17 protein-coding genes are annotated in these 21055 nt (G+C 34.9%); 6 read left to right on the top strand and 11 right to left on the bottom strand.

The annotated features are described in order from the left end of the window. Positions 1 to 35: 35 nt before the first annotated feature. The 5 genes from thpR (at position 36) to mltG (ending at position 4561) form a co-directional block, all read left to right on the top strand. Complete coding sequence (thpR, locus tag LHV68_13340; protein MCB4792847.1) at positions 36 to 596, top strand: RNA 2',3'-cyclic phosphodiesterase; 561 nt, start codon at positions 36 to 38, stop codon at positions 594 to 596. Then, positions 572 to 1300: a polysaccharide deacetylase family protein gene (locus tag LHV68_13335; GenBank protein ID MCB4792846.1), complete on the top strand. Its 729-nt coding sequence runs from the start codon at positions 572 to 574 to the stop codon at positions 1298 to 1300. The genes thpR and LHV68_13335 overlap by 25 nt, the downstream gene beginning before the upstream one ends. A 306-nt stretch (positions 1301 to 1606) precedes the next feature. Continuing rightward, positions 1607 to 2032, top strand: a complete 426-nt coding sequence (gene ruvX / locus LHV68_13330) for a Holliday junction resolvase RuvX (GenBank protein MCB4792845.1) — start codon at positions 1607 to 1609, stop codon at positions 2030 to 2032. After that, positions 2029 to 3627 (top strand): glycosyltransferase family 39 protein, encoded by a 1599-nt coding sequence (locus LHV68_13325; GenBank protein MCB4792844.1) that lies wholly within the window; start codon positions 2029 to 2031, stop codon positions 3625 to 3627. The genes ruvX and LHV68_13325 overlap by 4 nt, the downstream gene beginning before the upstream one ends. After that, entirely contained in the window at positions 3608 to 4561 is a 954-nt protein-coding gene (gene mltG / locus LHV68_13320; GenBank protein ID MCB4792843.1) for an endolytic transglycosylase MltG, read from the top strand. Before LHV68_13325 ends, mltG begins: the two co-directional genes overlap by 20 nt. 4 nt (positions 4562 to 4565) lie before the next feature. Here the strand turns inward: mltG and LHV68_13315 are convergent, their stop codons facing one another. The 11 genes from LHV68_13315 to LHV68_13265 all read right to left on the bottom strand — a co-directional run bounded on the left by LHV68_13315 (position 4566) and on the right by LHV68_13265 (position 19206). After that, positions 4566 to 5420 carry a radical SAM protein gene (locus LHV68_13315; GenBank protein ID MCB4792842.1) on the bottom strand — a complete coding sequence of 285 codons (855 nt, stop codon included), beginning with the start codon at positions 5418 to 5420 and terminating at the stop codon, positions 4566 to 4568. A 39-nt stretch (positions 5421 to 5459) separates the two neighbouring features. After that, a complete protein-coding gene (locus tag LHV68_13310) occupies positions 5460 to 6506 on the bottom strand; it encodes a signal peptidase I (GenBank protein ID MCB4792841.1) in 1047 nt (348 codons plus the stop codon). A gap of 65 nt (positions 6507 to 6571) precedes the next feature. After that, complete coding sequence (locus LHV68_13305) at positions 6572 to 6856, bottom strand: PqqD family protein (protein ID MCB4792840.1); 285 nt, start codon at positions 6854 to 6856, stop codon at positions 6572 to 6574. An 11-nt stretch (positions 6857 to 6867) separates the two neighbouring features. Then, the gene (locus LHV68_13300; protein MCB4792839.1) at positions 6868 to 8358 is read right to left on the bottom strand and encodes a B12-binding domain-containing radical SAM protein; all 1491 of its coding nucleotides are present in this window, start codon (positions 8356 to 8358) and stop codon (positions 6868 to 6870) included. A gap of 1 nt (position 8359) precedes the next feature. Next, positions 8360 to 9844, bottom strand: coding sequence for a B12-binding domain-containing radical SAM protein (locus LHV68_13295; protein ID MCB4792838.1), 1485 nt, complete (start codon positions 9842 to 9844; stop codon positions 8360 to 8362). A 376-nt stretch (positions 9845 to 10220) separates the two neighbouring features. Then, on the bottom strand, positions 10221 to 11543 hold the full coding sequence (locus LHV68_13290) for a glycosyltransferase family 2 protein (protein ID MCB4792837.1): 1323 nt from the start codon (positions 11541 to 11543) through the stop codon (positions 10221 to 10223). 459 nt (positions 11544 to 12002) lie between these two features. Next, positions 12003 to 13199: a PqqD family peptide modification chaperone gene (locus LHV68_13285; protein ID MCB4792836.1), complete on the bottom strand. Its 1197-nt coding sequence runs from the start codon at positions 13197 to 13199 to the stop codon at positions 12003 to 12005. Between the two features lie 28 nt (positions 13200 to 13227). After that, entirely contained in the window at positions 13228 to 14328 is a 1101-nt protein-coding gene (locus LHV68_13280; protein ID MCB4792835.1) for a glycosyltransferase family 4 protein, read from the bottom strand. A 4-nt stretch (positions 14329 to 14332) separates the two neighbouring features. After that, positions 14333 to 15352: a hypothetical protein gene (locus LHV68_13275; protein ID MCB4792834.1), complete on the bottom strand. Its 1020-nt coding sequence runs from the start codon at positions 15350 to 15352 to the stop codon at positions 14333 to 14335. A 5-nt stretch (positions 15353 to 15357) separates the two neighbouring features. Continuing rightward, positions 15358 to 18753 (bottom strand): PQQ-like beta-propeller repeat protein, encoded by a 3396-nt coding sequence (locus LHV68_13270; protein MCB4792833.1) that lies wholly within the window; start codon positions 18751 to 18753, stop codon positions 15358 to 15360. A gap of 12 nt (positions 18754 to 18765) precedes the next feature. After that, entirely contained in the window at positions 18766 to 19206 is a 441-nt protein-coding gene (locus tag LHV68_13265) for a RidA family protein (GenBank protein ID MCB4792832.1), read from the bottom strand. Between the two features lie 406 nt (positions 19207 to 19612). Between LHV68_13265 and LHV68_13260 the strand changes: the two genes are divergently transcribed. Then, positions 19613 to 20890 (top strand): glycosyltransferase family 2 protein, encoded by a 1278-nt coding sequence (locus tag LHV68_13260; protein ID MCB4792831.1) that lies wholly within the window; start codon positions 19613 to 19615, stop codon positions 20888 to 20890. Positions 20891 to 21055: the final 165 nt, after the last annotated feature.

The raw sequence follows: 21055 nt of genomic DNA, 5'->3' as shown, positions 1-21055 counted from the left end.
TTCTTATCTGTGTAATCAAGTTCCCGAAGGGACTTATGAGGTTATTTATTGCCCTAAATATACCTGAAAAGCTCAAAGAGGACATTTTATTTCTGCAAAGCAAGTTCAAAAAAGCTCTGGCAGATGTTAAATGGGTAAATAAAGATAAATTTCATCTTACCCTTAAGTTCTTGGGCGAAACACAGCAAGACGCTCTAGAAGATATATTAGGGTGTATTTCAGCAAGTATCGCAGGCTTAAAGCCTTTTAGGGCAGCGTTTTCCGGGACAGGGGTTTTTCCGAATATTCACCGTCCCAGGGTTGTGTGGGTTGGGGTAAACGAAGGGAAAGAGAAGCTTGATTTAATAGCGAAAGAACTTGAAGAAAACCTGGAAGTTTTGGGTTACCCTAAAGAAAAAAGGGTTTTTACATCGCATTTAACTCTGGGAAGATTCAAATCGGAAAAAAATAAAGCGGGTTTAATTAAACTGGTCACTGAAAACGAAAAAGCAAAAGCAGAAATAGGTTCGTTTGAAGTCAAAAGTATAGACTTGATGCAAAGCATACTTCATCCTGAAGGGCCGGAATATAAATGTATAAAATCAATCTGCATTTAGTTGTTTACCGTTATGAAATAATTCTTGCGATAATTATTTTTTTACTGACAGGAAGTTTTGCCATTTCGTCCAAAGACCAGGAAAATGCCTTCCCACCCATGCAAAGATACCCGTATAAAATAGCTGTCACATTCGATGACGGGCCGCACCCTAAATTTACACAACAATTGCTTTCGGCGTTGAAAAAAGAGGATGCTAAAGCCACATTTTTTATTGTGGGAGAACAGGCTGTGAAATATCCTGAGCTGCTAAAATTAATTTCCAATTCCGGCCATGAAATTGAAAGCCACACCATGACCCACCCTAATTTGAAACATCTTACAAATGCACAAGTGAAAAATGAGTTGCTATTAACAAAAGCGATTATAAAAAATATGACTAATCAGGATAGTCTATATTATAGGCCTCCTGGCGGCCAATATAATGGACAAACACTTCAAATAGGAAAAACCTTGGATTTAAAAATGGCTCTCTGGACGGATTTTCCGAAAGATCATGAACAGACTGATCCCAATATTGTAAGAGAGAGAGTCTTGTCTCAGGCAACGGACGGCGGTGTTATCATACTGCATTCGGGTATGGAAGCTACGGTAAAAGCGCTGCCAAAAATAATAAAAGAACTCAAAGATAAAGGATACTATTTTGTAACGCTCTCTCAACTGAATAACTGTCATTATAAAAATGAGATTGCCTGGCTTAAATGAATAACCTGCCCTCAGCTGGACATCCGCCACTGAACCTATGGCGGATAGCTACCAGACTGGGCCAAACGAGAGAGTGGTTAAAGCATAACTTTAAAAGCGTTGAAAATGTTTATTACATGCGACATGAAAACCTCCGACTTCTGTCGGAGGATGCCCGGCCTTCGTAGCCATAAAGGCTACTACGGCGGAGTAGGCAATGCAAAATGATGTCGCAGTAGGCTGCGTTATTAAAGAAGCCTCCGGTTTCAGCCGGAAGAGCATCACTGGATAAATAATTGATATTTGAGGTATGTTCGTTTGAAAAATATGAGATTGCTCGGTATTGATTATGGGACAAAAAGAATCGGGCTTGCCTTAAGTGACCCTCTTGGAATAACTGTCCAGCCTCTTCTGGTAATAAGCAGAAAATCCCTGAAAGATGACATAGAAAAAATAAAAGATATTGTTTTAAATAAAGAAGTTGATAAAATAATCCTTGGTTTGCCGATGAACATGAATGATACACCCGGTATACTGTGCAAAGAGATAAAGGATTTTGCAAACAGACTATCTCAGGAAATAAAGATAGCTGTAGAGTTTTGTGATGAGAGGCTTACTTCGCATGAAGCAGACAATATCTTGATAAATGAAGCAAAACTTTCAAATGATAAGCGAAAACAAATCAAAGACAAGATAGCAGCCTGCATTATCCTTCAAACATATCTGGACAGGCGCAATCAAAAACAAAAATGACGGGTTTAAAAAAGTATTTATACCCTTTCTTATTGCTCATTGTTTTTGGAGTGACGATACTTGCAGTTTCTCCAAAGGGCAATTTCCCTTTAAATGACGACTGGGTATATTCTTATTCTGTAAGGCACTTGTTTGATAAGGGGATCATTAAACTCTCGGATTGGGTTGCGCCCAGCATAGTCTTTCACGTCTATTGGGGCTGGCTCTGGTGCAAGATCTTCGGGAAATTTGATTTTCAGATTTTAAGGTTGTCTACCATAGTTTTAAGCTGTATCGGCATCCTGTTTTTTTACTTTATTTTGGATAAAATCAGCAACAATAAAAAACTCTCATTCCTCGGAGCCTTAACCCTTCTTTTTAATCCGCTCTGGTTTATACTTTCTTTGACTTTTATGACCGATGTTACTTATTTGGCTATTAGTTTTATAAGTATATACTTTTATTATTCAAGCATTTCCGAAAATAAAGAAGAGTTCTTTATTATCGGATCTATGTTTGCAGCGTTTGCATACTTAATAAGGCAGCTCGGTATTTTATTACCCTTTTCAGTAATCTTATATTTATTTTTAATTAAGAGCATTAATTTAAAAAAACTTATCAAGATATCTTTAATACCGATAATTACTGCAATAGCTCACAGATACTGGCTTCAAAATATACATGGGCTGACCTGGGCCTATAAAACCGGGCAGGACCTGATGTTAGGGTTTGACCAGTTCATCCCTAGGATATTAGGGTCAACGGTATATTTGGGGCTTTTCGTTCTACCTTTTTCAATTGCAATAATTTTATCAAACAAAAACAATTCATCCAATAATAAAATGGGGATCGGAAAACAGTCAGTCTTATTGCTTAGCGCACTTTTTATGCTGTTATTTGTCTTGTCACACGGGGCGTTCCCCTATTTTGAAAATGCAATAAACAAGTATGGGTTGGGGACTGTTACCGCCCACAACATGTCATATAAATCGCAGGGTATTTTTGCGTATGATTGGTTTTGGAACATTTTAACCTTCGCCGGCATCGTGTCTTTTTTATCATTTTTGTATAATGTAATGAAGAATATCAGATCAACCCAAAAATCAACGTTCTTTATTTGCATTTTCCTTGTACAATTCATTGTTTCTGCCTTAAGATACAAGTTTTTTGACAGGTATACGATGTTACTAATGCCTTTCGGGATTATACCGTATATAGAGCTTTATAAAAATAGCAAAATAAACATTACCGCCTGCTCCTGTATTTTAGGGTTAATTTGTATTTATACAGTTGTTGGTTCAAAAGATTATTTCTCCTGGAACAGGGCAAAATGGCAGGCAGGGGAAATGCTTGTAAAGCAGGGTTTTGCCTATAACGAAATAGCAAATGGTTTTGATTGGGACGGCTGGTATACCTTTGAAAAAAACATGAACGTTCTTAAAACTCAAAAGGCTGAAAAGAACATAACTGAGTGGGAATGGCAAAAACTTAATCCGTACCGGGTCCTAGTATCCTTCAAACCCCCTGATGACCCGGGAAAACTGGCCTTAAAGGTTAATTATAAAACCCCCTTAAAAAATGGAGATAACTATATTTATGCATGGAAGATTTATTAAATACCTGCTCTTAAGCCTGGCAGTGCTTTATATAATTGGAAGCCTCACCTGGTGGATGAAATTGTCTTCTAAACCTGTCCTGGTCTATATTCCGCCCGGATCATCAGCTTACGACATTTCAATAAAACTAAAACAAGCCGGAGTTATTAATTCTTCAAAGATGTTTCTTTTAACCGCAAAAATAACCCGCAGCATAAAACAGTTAAAATCAGGGACCTATGAGATATCTCCCAGGGACAGTATTTTCAAGGTTATAGCTATGCTTGAGAAAGGAAAATCAAAATATATTAAAGTAACGATACCTGAGGGGTTTACGTGTAGGCAGATCGCCGATAAGCTTTCAGAACTTGGCATAGCAGATAAAGATAAATTTATTAAACTCACGAAAGATGAGAACCTGGAAGGTTATTTATTTCCGGAAACATATTATCTTGAACGTAATATTCCCGAGCAAAAATTGGTCAATAAAATGCTTGAACAATTCAACGTTCATTTTAGCAGTGATATGAGAAAGCGCGCAAACAGCATGAAATACATGAATGAAAAAAACATTATAATACTGGCCTCTATAATAGAAAAAGAGGCTGCGCTTGAAGCCGAGAGGCCGGTCATTTCCGCTGTTTTCCATAACCGCCTAAAAAAATATATGTACCTGGAATCCTGCGCGACTGTCCTATATGCCATGGGGATACACAAAGATAAACTTACCTATGATGACCTAAAAATAGATTCGCCTTATAATACGTACAAGCATTACGGGCTCCCCCCAGGCCCGATCTGCAACCCCGGCCTAGGTTCGATAAATGCGGCTTTATACCCTGCAGATTCAACGGACCTGTATTTTGTAGCAAGAGGATCGGGAACTCATTCTTTTTCGGTAGGCTATAAAGAACATCTTAAAGAGAAGAGAAAAGCAAAAAAACACGGAAAATGATCTATTATTTTGTATGTTCAAATTCTTTGCAGGTATCAAAATTCGACGGGCATTCTTTCGGGGTTAGAAACAAAGAAATATCTTTTTTGTAAATGTTGCCAAGGATCTGCTCACCTAGCCTGCCGCAAGGCGTTACATCTCCGTTAAATTTAATAGATGCATATTTATATCCAGCATTACACAGATTGTGTGAATTTGAAGTGGCGGCATTTAGATTGTCTCTTATCTTTTCTTCAGCTGTGCCGGAAATGTATATTCCCGTTCCAGGTACCCAGGAAGTAACATAATTCAAATATCGTATTTCGTCCTTTGAATAATCTTTAGGATATTTTTTCCCTTTATAATTTCCATCAAAAAGAGTAACAGCCATATCAATATCAAGTTTTTTCAGATATTTTTTGTAATTGAGCATTTCACGCAGCTGCACAGGGTGCGCCAGGTAACATACTCCGCATACAAACCCTTCATTTTTTAACTTCAGGACCTGTTTCGAAAAATCTTCTATGTTTGTAAATAATGGATGATAAGTCGAATTTAACGAGACTTTGTCCGGACTGATAGTTTTTATGAAAATATCCAGGTTTTGTGAAAGGTTGGAGGTGATATGTATTTTATGATAATTGCTGATTTTTGCTATTATGTTTACAAAATCCGGATATAAAAACGGTTCCCCTCCTGTAAAGTAAATCTTGCAGGAGCCGTATTTTTCATAGACCGCTTTCCATAGCTCATCCAATTCCAGGGCAAGCCTATCCTTTCCATGCAGGGCTTTTATATTGTCCCAGCCAGAGCCGGTGTAGAAACAATACTCGCATTTATAATCACAATAACAGCTGAAATCCCAAACAATTTTTATCATATCTACTGATTTTTAACGGAGCGGCGGCATATTAGACAGTTATTTAGTAGCATGTATATAGTAAAACTGATCTTCGGTTTTATAAGCTATATTCTTAAAGCCGGCCATAACAAATATATTCACTATTTTATTTATCGGCATATCGATATGGTAAATTAAATTTATGAATTTTCTGTAAAATCTGTCTATCACAGTAACTTCTTTTTTGTCAAGACCATTATAAGCGCGAATAATTGTAAAAAGCAAACTGCCATTGGGTTTAACAGCATTATAAATTGACCGTATATAATCGTGCGATAATGTGAAAAAGGAGAAAGGGTTATTATTTGATGCAATGAGATATTCAAATTTATCACTGTAAGTGTGTATTTCGGAAATATCGATACATTCAACTTTGATGTTATTTCTTATCAGAGACATGGCTTCTTCGGAATAACCACTGCCAAAACTAATGTCTCCTATTTTTCTTCCTTGAATTATCCCGGGGGAATCCGTTAATGGGGAGAACATTTGTTTTTGTTTTATCCAGCTATCTATATCAATTACTATATTGTAATTAAACAACTTATCCGTGTATAAGTGAATTATTCTCCTGGTGTCATGGAATAGATTATATGAGTAGATAAAAGCAAAGTAAGGCAGCAGCAGCAACTTAATCGCCGTTGTCAACAAGAAAAATAAATAACTCATCAATTGGCCTAAGCCTTTTTCAATGTTTATGTCTGTTGTTGGGAATATTTTTCTTATAACAACTACTTTGCCTAGGACATGTTCTTGGGCGACGTATTTTTTATCCGGGAGGAAATTAAAATCGCCTTTTGTAAGAAATAAGGCCCCGTTTTTATTCAATGTTTTATAAATAATCCTATGAGCGATATTGGCATCCTTGCAATAGGGGTCTTTCCAGGCAATAATATCTCCAATTTTAATTAATTTAGGATTGACGTTCTTAATGATAAGATTGTCTCCGGGAGATATTAGAAACAGCATACTACTGCCGGCAGTTTTGTGGATTGAAAGGCCTTTGGAAGCATTTAATTCAGAGTGCATATCGTTTATGCTATCAGCTATTTTAATTGGTTTCATTTTAGAATCGATTGAGAGCTGTTTTTGCATGTGACTTTTTAAGCCTTGCATTTTATAGGCAGGAATTATTTAATTTCAATTAGCTCCTCTCTGCATAATTCCTTAATGATTTTTTCAACATCTTTAGCCACACCGTCAATATTTACATCATATTCTTCTGCAATTTTATCCAGAATATCTTTAACTGTATTTTGATCTCTGAACATTTTCCAAATATCTGTCCCCATTTTGTTTAGCGTGTAATACTTGTTGTTGTAAAGGTTAAGTATCACTGCTTCTTTGTCGACTTCACGCCATACAATATTCTCGGAAAAGGCTATCTTGCTTTTTAAGTTAAACTTTGTTGTCATTGCTGCCTCCATTAACTGATTTTATTAGAGTATTTAAAATAATCTTTTACTAGAAAAGTTGTATCCTTTTTTACCTTATTCTGGCCTGGTACAAGACGGATATTATGCATTTTTGTGAACCTACACAGTTTTTTATATCTCTTTTGTCTTGTAAAATATGTATTTCTATTTCTGTCTGAAATCCAAAAGATATCATGTTCTTTGCTGGAAATAGAGTATTTTTCAGGGTGTTTGTCCAAATCGGTACCCCTTATTATAGCACAAAAAGATTTACCGACCGATACATTGTAAATATAAGATTTTACATCTTTAATAAATTCAAGGGTCTTGTTAAAATCCCTCTCTGTTTCAGTCGGGAAGCCTATAATAATATAGATGCTTGATTTTATCCCGGCTTCATATGCATGCATTAATACATTTTTAGCATCTTTTATCAGGAATCTTTTGTTCATGTCATCCAGGACTTTTTGTGACCCTGATTCAATTCCGAACTCTAATGTGTTGCACCCTGCTTTTTTCATTTTGTGCAGTAAGGCAGATGTTAATTCAGGCTTAATAATAGCATCTCCGCCCCAAGAAATAATATTAGGGCTAGATTTGCATGACTTTATTCTATTTACCAATAACTCCAAACGGTAAGCGATCATAAGGTCACAAAATTTATCCAATGTTTCTATATTCCCATTTATTAAGCTATTATGGAATTTAAAATGATTAATGCCGTATTTAAGATAATTTTGTTTTAGTTCATTAAAAATTCTTTCAGCGCTCATTCGTATATAGCCTTTGTGCAAAGTGTTGATATTACAAAAAGCGCAGTTGTTAATGCACCCCCTGCTGCCTAAAATCGGCAGAATATTATCCTTTGCATTTTTATATAAACCGATTAATCCGTCAAAATCTGCATAGGGCAGAGAATTTAAATCGGATATTGGCTGCCGGTTGCCAGTATAAAATACGCCTTTTTCATTCTTATGCCATATGCCTTCGCATTTTGATACATCAGATTTATTTTCTATAATTTCTACTAGTTCGGGCAAAGTATGGTCTCCCTCGCCTACCGCCACATAATCGATGCATTCTTCTTTTATAAATGACTCTCCTTTATATGTGCATTCCGGCCCGCCGAAAATTATAATGAGAGTTGAATCAAGGCGCTTTAATAGTCTGGCTAATTCAAGGCTCATTCTATAAGTTGAGTTATATATTGTAAAACCTATAATTTTCGCTTTACTTTTCAATACTTTGTTTGCCGCAAATTTTAAAAATATATCGTTATGCAGAACAAAAGATTCAGAATAAGATTCGTCTCTAACCAGCATATTATAATTTAACCATAAATCACTATGCCTTCCGCCGTAATTCCTGTTTAAGAATATTCTATCAAAGTCGAAAAGACTGGTTTTATGCCCTTTAGCTTTTAAAGCTCCGGACAGGATAGCAAGAGTCAAGGAAGGATAACTGGAACCCCATACAGGGCATAAGACGAGAGAGACCTTCACACTATGAATTCCTCATATTTATTAAAGTATTTTTATCATATTCTTTAAAAAGCAGTTTAGCGTCTGTTTCAGGAGGCCAAATAAATATTTTAAATTTACTTGCTAGTTTGCATAGTTTTTTATATCTTTCATATCTTTCTTTAAAATTGTTTCTGTTATTCTGGGATCGCCAAAAAAAATGGCTTTCTTTCTCTGTAATTCCATGTTTTTCGGGATGTTCGCAAAAAAACGAACCGTTTCGAATTGCGAAAAACCGCACGTTCAGATTTGTTACAAAAGGCCCTACATCCTCAACGAACCTCAAGGTCTCCTCAAAATCCTTATTTGTTTCCGTAGGAAATCCGACTATTATATCGATATGGTTAAATATTCCTAAATCATGAGCGTTTTTTAAAATACACTTTGCAGCTTGTATGGAATAAGGTATCTTCATATCATTAATTACTTGCTTAGAGCCTGATTGAATACTATAAGTCAGGCAAACACAACCTGATATTTTGAGCTTTCTTAAAAGTTCGTAAGTTATTTCTCGGCCGATCGTCACATAGCCACTCCAGTATATATTTTTTGGGCCCTTAGCTTTCTTCTTAGTTTTAATGTTTTTTAGCGTTAGATCCATATTATAAGCAGCCAACAAATCGCAAAAGCGGTTCAGGTTCTCAATGTCATTGTTTAAATTGGAATCAACAAAGCTAAAAAGACTTATCTTATACTTTGCACTTTGGTTAAGGATCTCGTTAATTATCCTTTCCGGTTTCATTTGCCTGTATTTTTTCTGATAATAGGGAAGTTGGCAAAAAATGCACTGTTTTGTGCACCCTCTGCTGGCCTGGATCGGCAGGGCATCCTTTTTATTACTTTTGTATAAATTTAAAATACCGTCAAAGTCAGGGTATGGCAGTGAACCTAGATCGGAAACCAAAGCCCGGTTACCTGTAAAGAAAGGAGTTGCTCTTTTTTTAAACCATATACCCTTGCACGTGCTGACATCGGAACTTGTTTCGATTTTTGTGAGCAACTCAGGGAACGTTTCATCGCCTTCTCCTGCCACAACATAATCTACAAAAGGCTCCTTGATGAAGGATTTTGACATAATATTGCAATCAAGGCCCCCAAAGACAATGATTCTGTTCTTGTCGATCTCTTTAATCCTGCGCGCGATATCAAGGCTGAAAACACGAGTCGGCTCATAAATTGAAAAACCTATAACCCTTGCTTTTGTATTCAGTATTTTATCAACATATTTTGAAATAATACTGCTGTTTTCAGAGATAAACTTTAGGGAGTTGTTTTCATTTCCCAGCTGCTTTAAAAAGTATGAATCAAAGTATTTAATAATATTATTGCATTCAAGCTGGAAGATCTTGTTTAAATCGAATTTAATCACATCATGGCCGGCCTTTTTAAGTACAGATGAAAGAAGGTAAATAGATAAAGGAGGCTCATCACACATGAAGAATGGGCATATAGTAAGGGCAACTTTCATTTCACCATATCTCCTGAAATTGCGTGGCCATATACACCATTTTTATTAATGTTTTAATATCATTGCTGTCCGAATTAGGTGTCATACCCGTGAAAGCGGGTATCCAGTGTTTAAAGTTTTCGCTGATATAGATTCCTGCTTTCGCAGGAATGACAACCAGGGCTATTTCAAATCTCTGAAATCTAAGTCGACGGTGCATGCTGTCCAATTTGAACACGTATATTTTAATATATTTGAGAAATTTATCGGATAAAAGAGAAATAGTTTTATACATTATGGGTTTTGTGGAGATTAAATTGCTTTTAAATGGTCACTTGAATCATAAAATAATTAAAAAGCCGAGAAGTATGTTTAATGCACTGGTTATATGTGACGCTCATTTGATATTAGAAAAACTATGCCAGACCGTGTCACGCAGATATTCAAAATAATCGATGCCCCATTTTTTTAAAAAGACCTTTGAATTTTTTACAAGGTTGTTGAAGTTATCTTTTTTTGAGTAACTCTTGGTCCCGTAATGATAAACAAAAGAATCATTACAGCAAAATAATTTGTATTTTAGTTTTCTCGCGCGGATGCAATAATCATAATCTTCATACCCGCCGCGCGTAAAATTTTCATCGAATAGACCAATTTTATTAATTAGTTCTCGTTTTATTAAGATGCAAAAAGCGTTTAACCAGAGTACATTATACCAATTTCCATAATTATTTATACAAAATATATTTGACCAACGGTATAATTCTTTCAAATTTGTAAAGTGAATGCTCTGGACCTTTTGGAATCCATGAGTAATATTAGTGCACGGGCCTACAAGGCCTATGGATCTATCGCTTTGAGCGCAGGTGATTAGCCGTTCAAGCCAGCCGGGGGTAACGATCGTGTCATTATTTAATATTATTAGGAAGCTGCCTTTTGCGGCCTTTATCCCCTGATTACACGCTGGGGCAAAACCCAGGTTGGTCTTATTGGTTATAAGTTTAATGTTTGGATAAGAATCAAGGTATTCCGGTGTTCGGTCTTTTGATCCGTTATCTATTGTTATTATTTCGTACGGGAGATTAGTATTTTGCCTGATACTTTCCAGGCATTTTTTAGTATAAAACAATTGATTAAAGCAAGGAATAATAATACTTGTTAATTCTTTTATCCTGGATGCATCGGGTTGGCGGGAACCATCTATGAAATGAATTAATTTATTTTTTAATATTAGAGAGGCATTTATTTTGTTAGAAACATCTTTTAGCGCTTTAACTTCTTTTTTTGTGCCCGCAAAAACACAATCAGCCAAAGCATAACAAGACAGTTTATATGCTTTCAGTTCTTCTATGAAATCTTCTATATGACGGCTGTTCTTGTAAAAGGCGGGAAAAATATTGTGTGATAAAACCGCTATTTTTATATAGTTTGAATATACTCGAATAATTCTTATTAACTTTTTCAGGTAGATACAGTTCTTTTCGAAGATCAAAACGGCTTTAAACTTATGATTTGAAAACAACTCCTGCAAAGGCAATAGGTCGGACCGGGTATTTTTTACGATGTGCACACCCAATTTATTAAGGAAAAGTTCGCTGGTGTCCTGAGAAAAAGAATCCTTCGAATGATAAATAAAATATAATTCGTAATGTTTGGATAACCAATCTAAAGGCTGGTGCTTTTTATCAGGGGAACCAATAACTAATAATTTCTCTTTCATTGCATAAATATATAAAAGATAACCTATTTAGTTGAATAAATGGCATCTAAATAGGTTATTAATTTATAGTTTGAGCCTTTTTAAGTAGTTATAAATCCAGCAGTATAGAAGATTATAATGCTAACAACAAGGGGCTGTAGAGGTTTTTAATAATTGAACTTAGCAAGCTGTCAAAAACATAGTTGGGCTGACACTAAGTTTATTGCCAAGCTTATATTTTTTCAAGAGAGGTTTTTTATACATTTTCTTTTTTTCGTTATTTTTCTTTTCCATGACATTCCTCCTCTATTGCAAAATGAAATAATAGTTTATTTAATTCCTTTCTACTTTTAATCTATTATACAATATAATTCATTAAAAAACAATAACTTTGATATTTGATATTTGAAAAATAAAAATTATTTGTATCATATTTTATAGAGCTATGATAGCCTTTTCAGATAACTTTTATAAAATAAATCATTTTATTAAATTTGGAATAAGATGGTTATTTTTGAAATCGAGAATTAAATCATAAACATCCTTTTTTATTTCATTTGTATCTATATCATAATCTTCCTGCAAAATATTGATAATTTCATCTATCCTGGTATTATTTATAAATAATACCCACACTTTTGAAGCGATTTCAGACAGGTTATAGCCTGTTCTATTATTCAAATCAAATATTTTTATGTTCCCGTCAAATCCCCATCTCCACAGAATACTTGCCGGAACAAAATTTAAAGGGGCAAAAGTCATATTTTTGCCTGTCTTTAGTTCAGCAATTTCATAAATCTTTGTCAGCATCAACATAAGTAAAAAGAAAACATGGAAAAGATTGAAAGAGAATGCGCTTATCTTCCCTGTAAGCATACTCTTTAAGGCAAAATATGAGCTTTTTAGAATAGTTAAAATAATACTTGGCCAATTAAATGACAAATTCATTATATTTTTATATTTTCTCATTACTATATGCTGCCAGTATATATATCTGGCAATTAATTTTGTAGTATTAATTATGTTGTCTTGATGAAAATGGTAAACCAAAGCAGAATCAACGTATTTTAGCTGATAACCAGACAAATTGATCCGCCACACTAAATCCGTATCTTCATTAGCTAATATATTTTCATCGAAATACCCGATCTTGTCCAGCACTTCTTTCTGGCATGCCAGGTTACAAGTGGGGAATAAAGGTTCATCAAAATAGTTTTCTATAGAAGAATTCTTGAAACTCTTCGATTCATTGTATTTTCTTTTAAAATCATAGAAATTGTCGGACAGCCAGTTGTTTTTTTTCAGCGGCAATGATTTCCCGCCGCAGCAAGCTGCACTGCACATTTTAAATTCATTCACAAATGATATAACCCAGTTTTTGTCTACTACGCAGTCTGCATCGGTAAATGCGATTATCTCTCCGGTCGCGATTTTTAACCCTTTATTTCTTGCAAAACTATGGCCTTTCTTTTCCTTAAAAACATATATTACGGGATAGGATTTTATAATTGAAGAACTCGAATCGGTTGAATTATTATCTATGACAATAATTTCAAGGCATTCTTTTGGATAATTAATATCCATTAAGGAATCAAGACACATGGGCAACGAAGCTTCTTCATTATAAACCGGGATTATGATGCTGACTTTAGGTGAAATTGATATGTTGTTTATCATATACGGACTTATACCTGTATATTTTAAGTCAGAATACGGTTTTTTTTAATAGTTTTTCATAGTACATCTCATTATTATTATATAAATTCAATTTCATAACTTTTTTTAATGCATTTTGGGAAATATTGTTCCAGATATTTTCATTTTTATATAGATAAATGACTTTTGCTGCAAAATCTTTTTTGGTATCTGATAGAAGTATTTCTTTGCCATCAGTGAGGCTGTATCCTTCAAGGCCAACCGAGCTCGTTACTACGGGACAGCCGGATACTACAGCATCCAGGATTTTTTTCTTTTGGCCTGCACCGAATCTCATCGGACAAACGAAAACTCTGAATTTATTTAAATAAGAACAAATGTCTTCTACTTCGCCATCAATTACTATATCCTTCCTTTTTTTGTATTTTTCGATATTCTTAAAAATAGAAGAATTAACCCCCGCCAAATGGAATTTGATATCCGGTACTCCAATTTTCACCATAGGGAATATTTCATCTATGAAATATCCTACCGCATCAAGGTTTACATCCCTGGACATAAGCCCAAGATAGGCAATATCCCTCCTGTTTTTAAATGGCAGGTATTCAAATTCCTTGTGTTTATCCATCCAGATAGGGATCGTGATAATTTTCTTATTGGGGAATATCCGGGCTAATTCCACAGATTCTTCGCGCGTTAATGTTATCAAGGTATCTGCTTTAGAGTAGATCTCAAGCTCATTTGATCTTATCGGTGCCAGTTCTATCCTTTCGTTAGCCAGAACTTTAGATTTCTTTTCCAATTTTTTGTAATAAAGTTCATGCGTATCAACGATTATTTTCTTAAAGCAGGACAAATAATTGTTAAAAGGCATTAAAGTGTAGAACCATTCAAATAAGGCATATTCAAATTTGTATTTATTTATGAGCCCTTGAAAGTCATATATGCCTTTATGGCCTGGAAAGATCAGGTTGATATTCTCTTTTTTCAAACTGTTTATATAATTTACAGAATCCCACTCGAATTGCAAAGGCAATAAGAATACGTTTAACCACTTAGAATATTTTCTGCAAAGCTGGTCAACCCTGTATTCTCCGGCTCCGGAATCAGGGCGGGGTATTTTTGGCGATATTACTAAAAGTTTTTTCATGCTATTATTGATGTAAACCGTCTTTTTCAAAAATATCGTATAATACTTTTCCGTCTGATTTTTCCGTTTTAACATCCATTATATAAGCCAGAGTGGCAAAAATATCTACAGAGTTTATTTCCCTGCCTATCGTTATTCCTTTTTTTATGCCTGGGCCATACACGTAAAGCCAGACATTTTCCATTGCCTTGTCGTGCTCCATATAATTTTCATCCCTTGAATGGTCTACATTCACGAATAAATAAGTATTTTCTTTATAATAAGGGTCTGTATTTATCAGGTTCCATATTCCAAGGATCCTTTTATCGATACCCTTTAAACCCAATACATACCTTGCGTAAGTGTCATAATGACCGGTTTCTGTTTCTGACATAACATAATATAGAAAAACGGGTTTATAAAAATTTATTATTTTATTCGCAAAACCGTAAAGTACTTCCATATTACTGTCCCAATCAGGCCAGACCAGGATATTTTTTTTCCTTAACTCAATGTATTTTTCAAGGAACATCCGTTCATTTTTATCAAATTCCTTTGCCAATTCCGGGTTTTCTTTAACAAATTGGTCCCCGATATCCATTTTACGCGGGCCGAACATATAGGATAGGCATGAAGGGTATTTAAGCTTAAGGTCATCGTAAAAAACATTGGGATAATGGCCAATGCTCCAAATCTTTGTCTTTGGCAGATTATACTTTTCTCCTATATAGGTAAATATTGACGTGCTGGATATTGCAGCCCAGCAGAATTCATATTCTTTGCCGGTACATATACTAATATAGGCTGGCGTGTGGAACGTGAACGGCAAAGCTTTAAGGTTTTTATATAAAACCCCTTCTTTAAACATCGAATTCCACAAAATAGGGATAAATTGATGTGATGGGTCATTTATCGTTTCACTGTTCCTTACCCCGTCTATAGTTATGACAATGATGTTCGGCAGCTTTTTCTGAACGGCACCGCAGAAAACGCCTCCCGGTAAATTTAACAATAGAAAACCTGTTATTAAAACCAGTTTCTTCATTCAAATTACCTTTTAAATATTTTTATAATGTTTCCGTTTGTTGTTGCTACTAATAGTTTATCAGTACATAATAAAATATTTCTTTGGGTACCTGTATAATTGCCCATGAACGGAAATTCATTCACCAGTTTTATTGCGCCGGTATCTGAATCAGCAGCGTACAGGCGTGTTATAACGTTAAACAGCGGATACTTGTCCTGGTCCACACTTTCATTGCAGGCTGAAGAAACCATAAAATATATATCCTTATTTATCTCTATAAAATTAGAAAAATGTATGTAGTTCCCAGAGGTGTGTCCAAGGAGCTTCCGCCATAGTTCTTTTCCTGTGTCATTATTGACCGATATAAGATAATATTTATTATCTTCATAATAAGGAAGTAGGGTACGGTCTTTTTCAATGTAATAAGGGCAGTTCCCCAGGTCGCTATTTACAATTTTTTTACCTTTATCAAGAGAATAAGCCCAGACGAGACAGTCCGCCCGGCCCGCATCATATTTTATCAGCTGTTTATAAGGCTCAATGGCATACAATATATTCCCAGGAAATCCGTCAATAAAAACCTGACCGCTTCTAAGAGGAGATATGTTTATATTTTTTGTTGTTTTGTCAATCAGATATAATTTAGAATTCCTGTAAATAGCAATATAGTCATTCAAAAATGCAAATTTAACCTGGTCGTTATTTTGCAGCTTTTCAGAGGAATCAATTTCTACTTCTTCAACGGTTTCGAGTTCTTTGTTCATTGTTCTTAATATGATACTATTAGCTGCATCACTTATTGAATATACAAACTTTCCATCGCTTTTTATTTCTCTTATATTTTCAATATTTAGCGCCTTGTATGTATATCCCGTATAGGGGTTTATGCTAAAAATTGTTGCATTATGCAGGACTATTGCCCTGTCATCCGCAAAATCTATCGTATATTTAGAAGCAAAAGTATTTGTAAAGTACTGTTTTTTGTTTGTTTCATGGTTGGTCTTGCTCCAAAGATATTGCCCGCTGTTTTTATCTATAGCTATTATATTTACTTTGTCATTTAGTATGATTATATTATCATAAAGATAAGTTTCGAGCTCCTTTTCAGGAAAATTAATATTGCAGAAAGATTTTCTTTCCCACAAGATACTGCCTTTATTATTAACACCTAATAATTGATCATAGTTTATAGCAAGGAAAATATCTGGGAATGCAGTACCCTTGATAACTTTTAATGGGGAAAGCCCTATTTGAGTGCCATTTATTGTTAATACATGCGACATGAAATCCCCCGGCTCCGGCCGGAGGGACTCCACTTGTGTGCTTCCATTTGCTCGGATAAATCCGATATTTTTATCTGTTCCGGATTCAAGAAAACCTGAATCGATCAAAAAATTAGTAAAACGCATCTCTGTTTCCTTGAATGTTATTATTTCATCCTTGAATGTTTCTGAGAGTTTTTTGCAGGTTTTATTCCAGGCTTTTTTATTTACTCTGTCTAGATTACTTATAAAAAAATCAGTTATTCCTTTTAAAGAAACGGTTTGTTCGTTAATCTCATCAATAATCTCACCGGAAGGCCCTGTATTTGAATCAACAGCTTTTTGAAGCCCTTCTATTATATCTTTTCTTAAACTAAGCAGGCCCCTTACAGTATTGTTATTTCCGTCAACTTTTTTTGCATAAATACCGCATTTCAATTTTCCTTCATTGTAGGTAATAAGGGACTCGTTGTTTGCATTGACCAGCCAATCATTATTATCTGAGATGAATACCCTATGAGATAACACATCAAAGATGTCCAGATAGTGTATCGTTTTTCCTGTTTTAAAAAATATTTCATTTTTATTTAAAGGCACTACTCCCTGTAATTCTCCGCCTTCTATGTCCAGATCGAGTATTTTTTTGTTATCTGTGCTTAAAACACACAGTTTTGCAGTTTGACTTTCGGGTTTTTTCTCCAAAAATACGAATTTATCCTTTAGAGCCGTAAGCAAGTAATACTTATCTGGGTCCATTAAAAGCTCGTCAAGAGTTTTACCGTCTAATCCGATGACATACAGATAGTTTGATTCACGCGGCTTATAATATATTGCATTATCAGAATTATTTATGAATTGAGTATCAAAATCTATAAAAGCTTTGTCAAAATACCTGCCAAGGTACTGGTCATTTAACCAGAATTCGAATAAATCATATTTTCTAGAAGTGTATCCCTTTATCCAGAAAATCCCGCCGTTTAACGGGTCTAAGCAAATAAGCACCTTATGATTTGTGCCTATTATCACCTTATCATCTACGACCCGAAATAAATTGCAAGGCGGTGAAAAGCAGGATGAAATGCCAATATAGGTGCTCCATTTAAGAACTGCATCATTAATATCAAAGCTGCATACCCACAATTCGGCCCTCTCATTTATTAAACCGATAATAATGTTATTCTTATACTTGACCGGTGCCGTAGCGGAGGTGTATTCACCTAAATTTATTTCCCAGAGCTTTTTCGGCTTTAAGATATCTTTCAGGTTTGTTGCGACTAATTTTCCTCCCAGCACGGCAAATAATATGTCATCTTCTATTAAAATGTCATAGCTTGAAGTATTGTGGTGCGGGTGCCTTAATGTCTGATAAAACTCCTCTTTTTTTATGCCAGCTGCGATGCTCCATATTTCTTCACCGGTCAAAGCATCAAGGCAAAACGCCCTGTCTTCGTCCCTGAATATTACGGCACCTTTAAAGAACTTTGGGGAAACAGGGCCTTCAGCATATTTTTTTATATATTGTCTTTCTGCGTTGGAGTTGTAGAGAAAATCGGTTTTTGTTGTTTTTACGGCATAAGACCATGTTTGTATAACGGGTCTGATATTTTCCCGGCTTATTATTTTAGGGATATTTTTAAACTCTTGTTGTTTTTTTAAAACCGCACCGGTATTCGCTATTTTTTCATTGACCCACAATGAAGCATCGACTTGCAGCAGCTTTTGAGATTTGTAGTTTAGCTTCAGATTATTGAAAAATAATCCGAAGCCTTGAGCAGACAATAAAGATATATCGTGCTTTTGTCCTTCATAAAATGGCAGGTTCCATGATGCAGGCAGGTTGTTTACAAAAATCTCTTCTACAAAATTAAATATCGATTCGTTCTCTTTTTCTTTTATAATTCCTTCTATAAGCTGGCTCAACTCTGCCAGGGTCTTATCATTTTTTATTACCCCGCTTAACTTAAGCAGGTCTTTATTTTGCAGGTCAAAATAATTTTGCCTGGTCTTTAAATAGGCTAAAGAGGTATTTGAGTTTAAATATTCTTCAGCCTTAAGCAGGTTATCCTTGTCTGGGATGTCTGCTTCAACCGTGTTTTGACCGGATAATGCCAGCTGGGAGCATAAAATCAACAACAATAATAATATGGATTTTTTCATCTTAATAGGAGGTTATTTTTTAAATTTGTAGGCTGCCGTTACTTCTATTTCTACCAATAAATCAGGCCTGCAAAGAGTTGCCTGGATAGCGATACTGGCAGGAAAAGGGTGTAATTTAAGTTTTCTATAATATCGTGTCCTTAACTTATTAAATAATTTATAATATTTCATATCCTTGAGATAGCACCTGGTCATGATCACGTCATGCCAATCGGCATTTTCTGATTTCAACAATGCAGTAAGGTTCTTGTACACCCTTTCTAACTGTTTTTTGAAATTATTAGGACAATGTGTTTTTCCATTTTTGTCGACACTTGCGGTGCCGGACATAAATAAGAACTGCGTGTCACAAACACGGAATTTTATACCTCTTGAAAATGAACTGCCGTAGTTAATAGGGTCATTTAAAAAGAAGGGTGCATGCAGGCTCTTAAGAGCAATTCTTTCTTTCATTTAAAAGCAAACCTTTCGATTATTTATTAATGGTAATTATATCATAATACCAGTATTTTTATCAATAAATTAGTTGAATAACGGGCACTTCTAAATGGATTTTTCAAAAAGTAATGCTTTTTTAGCAGTTTTATTATCCATTTTTTAACTTCTAGCATACAGCAGAATATAATTCGGTTATTATAATTTGTTTTTGTACCAAGCCATATTTTTCGTGTCAATTTATTAAAAAATGCAAAAATACATATTGTTGAAAAACAGTGCAAAAATTGGTACAATACAAGGAAAAAGTTTATCTTGGAAAACCCTTCCATGTTTGAATTCCTTTTGACGATAAGCATTATTTATCCTTTATATATATAACGTTGGATAAAGTAAATATTAAAAGTCATAAAAAAGAGGCGGTATGGCTAAAGCACTAATAATAATAACATCTACTACCAACAAAGAAAAGGAAATAGAATACGATATAGATTTAATAGGGACATTTATCGGTAAAGAAAGAACAGTTATATATTTTAAAGACTATAATGTAATAGATTTGAAGAAGTTATTGGTAGAGAATGAATATGAATATATAATAATATTTTATAGTTCTATATTTGATAATTTTGACAGGCTACAGATGATAAGGTCTCTTGCGATAAAAAGCAAGCTGGTAATGTACTGCCCTGATATATCTTTAATGAGGACAGCGCAGGGTCTAGAGGATGAAATAAATGAGAACAACGATTTAAAGGGGTGGTATGTTTTAGGCGAGAGGGTGCAGTCTAACATCTATAGGCAGTCAGATTTGATAGTGACAAAGGGTTCAAGCGATAAGGAAATATTAAAAAGGGAGATAGATAACATAGAGATAATAGAAATAAACGAGTTAACGCAGGAAAAGCTAGATAATTTAAGTAAAAAGAGGATAAAAGTCAGCATAATAATGTTGACTTTCAATCAATGCAAATTAACACAAAAGTGTGTTGAATCGATAAAAAAGTATACAGGTTCGGAGTATGAGCTGATAGTAGTAGATAATGGGTCGGAAGACGATACAAAGGAATATTTGGAACAATTGCAATCAAGCGATCCGGGTGTGAAAGTAATAATAAATAAGACGAATATTGGTTTTGCGAGGGGTAATAATCAAGGAATACAGATAGCGAAGAGCGCTTATATACTTCTTTTGAATAATGATGTTATATTGACAGATAATTGGCTGGAGAGGCTGCTTATGTGCGCACAGAGCGACCCGTGTATAGGAGTGGTAGGCCCGTGTACTAATAATGCGGTCGGCCAACAGGTAGTAGCCTATGACGGGAGTGCGAATAATTTAGAGATTCAGAAATATGCCCATTTGGAAAGCATGAAGAATGCAGGGGCTTGGTTTTCAGTGCACAGGATAATAGGTTTTTGTATGTTGATAAAAAAAGAAGTAATTGAGAAAGTGGGGATGCTGGATGAAAGGTTTGGTCCGGGTGGGTATGAGGATTATGATTTTTGTTTAAGAGTAAAGCAGGCAAGGTATAAAATAATGGTAGCAAACGATGTTTTTATTTATCATATCGGGGGCCAGGGGTATTCAAATAACAATCTGGATTATGATAAATTAAGGTGTCAGAACGTTAATTTATTTGTTGAGAAATGGGTAAAAAAAGCATTAGAAATAATTGAAAGAATACCGGATAAAGCATAAAAATCTAAAATACGCAGCCTGCTTAGGCATTTTGAAGTTAGTATACCTGTGATGACCGCTTTTTGGATTAAGACGTATAAGAAGTGGCAAGGGCATATGCAGGATAGTTCATTTATTAGATAATTTTATCCAATACATACTTATGAAAAGTAAGATTTTGTTCTT

Source organism: Candidatus Liberimonas magnetica, from assembly GCA_020523885.1.
GTDB classification, from domain to species: Bacteria; Elusimicrobiota; Endomicrobiia; order Endomicrobiales; family JAFGIL01; genus Liberimonas; species Liberimonas magnetica.
Note: the sequence above shows the minus strand (reverse complement) of the source record. Positions and strands in the feature narration are given on the sequence as shown.

What these genes read in the sequence shown, in the direction of transcription:
- LHV68_13310 (MCB4792841.1), bottom strand. Translation starts at nt 6,506, where the DNA reads ATGAAACCAATTAAAATAGCTGATAGCATAAACGATATGCACTCTGAA.
- thpR (MCB4792847.1), top strand. Translation starts at nt 36, where the DNA reads ATGAGGTTATTTATTGCCCTAAATATACCTGAAAAGCTCAAAGAGGAC.
- LHV68_13315 (MCB4792842.1), bottom strand. Translation starts at nt 5,420, where the DNA reads ATGATAAAAATTGTTTGGGATTTCAGCTGTTATTGTGATTATAAATGC.
- LHV68_13280 (MCB4792835.1), bottom strand. Translation starts at nt 14,328, where the DNA reads ATGAAAAAACTTTTAGTAATATCGCCAAAAATACCCCGCCCTGATTCC.
- LHV68_13325 (MCB4792844.1), top strand. Translation starts at nt 2,029, where the DNA reads ATGACGGGTTTAAAAAAGTATTTATACCCTTTCTTATTGCTCATTGTT.
- LHV68_13285 (MCB4792836.1), bottom strand. Translation starts at nt 13,199, where the DNA reads ATGATAAACAACATATCAATTTCACCTAAAGTCAGCATCATAATCCCG.
- LHV68_13290 (MCB4792837.1), bottom strand. Translation starts at nt 11,543, where the DNA reads ATGAAAGAGAAATTATTAGTTATTGGTTCCCCTGATAAAAAGCACCAG.
- LHV68_13295 (MCB4792838.1), bottom strand. Translation starts at nt 9,844, where the DNA reads ATGAAAGTTGCCCTTACTATATGCCCATTCTTCATGTGTGATGAGCCT.
- mltG (MCB4792843.1), top strand. Translation starts at nt 3,608, where the DNA reads ATGCATGGAAGATTTATTAAATACCTGCTCTTAAGCCTGGCAGTGCTT.
- LHV68_13260 (MCB4792831.1), top strand. Translation starts at nt 19,613, where the DNA reads ATGGCTAAAGCACTAATAATAATAACATCTACTACCAACAAAGAAAAG.
- ruvX (MCB4792845.1), top strand. Translation starts at nt 1,607, where the DNA reads ATGAGATTGCTCGGTATTGATTATGGGACAAAAAGAATCGGGCTTGCC.
- LHV68_13265 (MCB4792832.1), bottom strand. Translation starts at nt 19,206, where the DNA reads ATGAAAGAAAGAATTGCTCTTAAGAGCCTGCATGCACCCTTCTTTTTA.
- LHV68_13270 (MCB4792833.1), bottom strand. Translation starts at nt 18,753, where the DNA reads ATGAAAAAATCCATATTATTATTGTTGTTGATTTTATGCTCCCAGCTG.
- LHV68_13335 (MCB4792846.1), top strand. Translation starts at nt 572, where the DNA reads ATGTATAAAATCAATCTGCATTTAGTTGTTTACCGTTATGAAATAATT.
- LHV68_13275 (MCB4792834.1), bottom strand. Translation starts at nt 15,352, where the DNA reads ATGAAGAAACTGGTTTTAATAACAGGTTTTCTATTGTTAAATTTACCG.
- LHV68_13305 (MCB4792840.1), bottom strand. Translation starts at nt 6,856, where the DNA reads ATGACAACAAAGTTTAACTTAAAAAGCAAGATAGCCTTTTCCGAGAAT.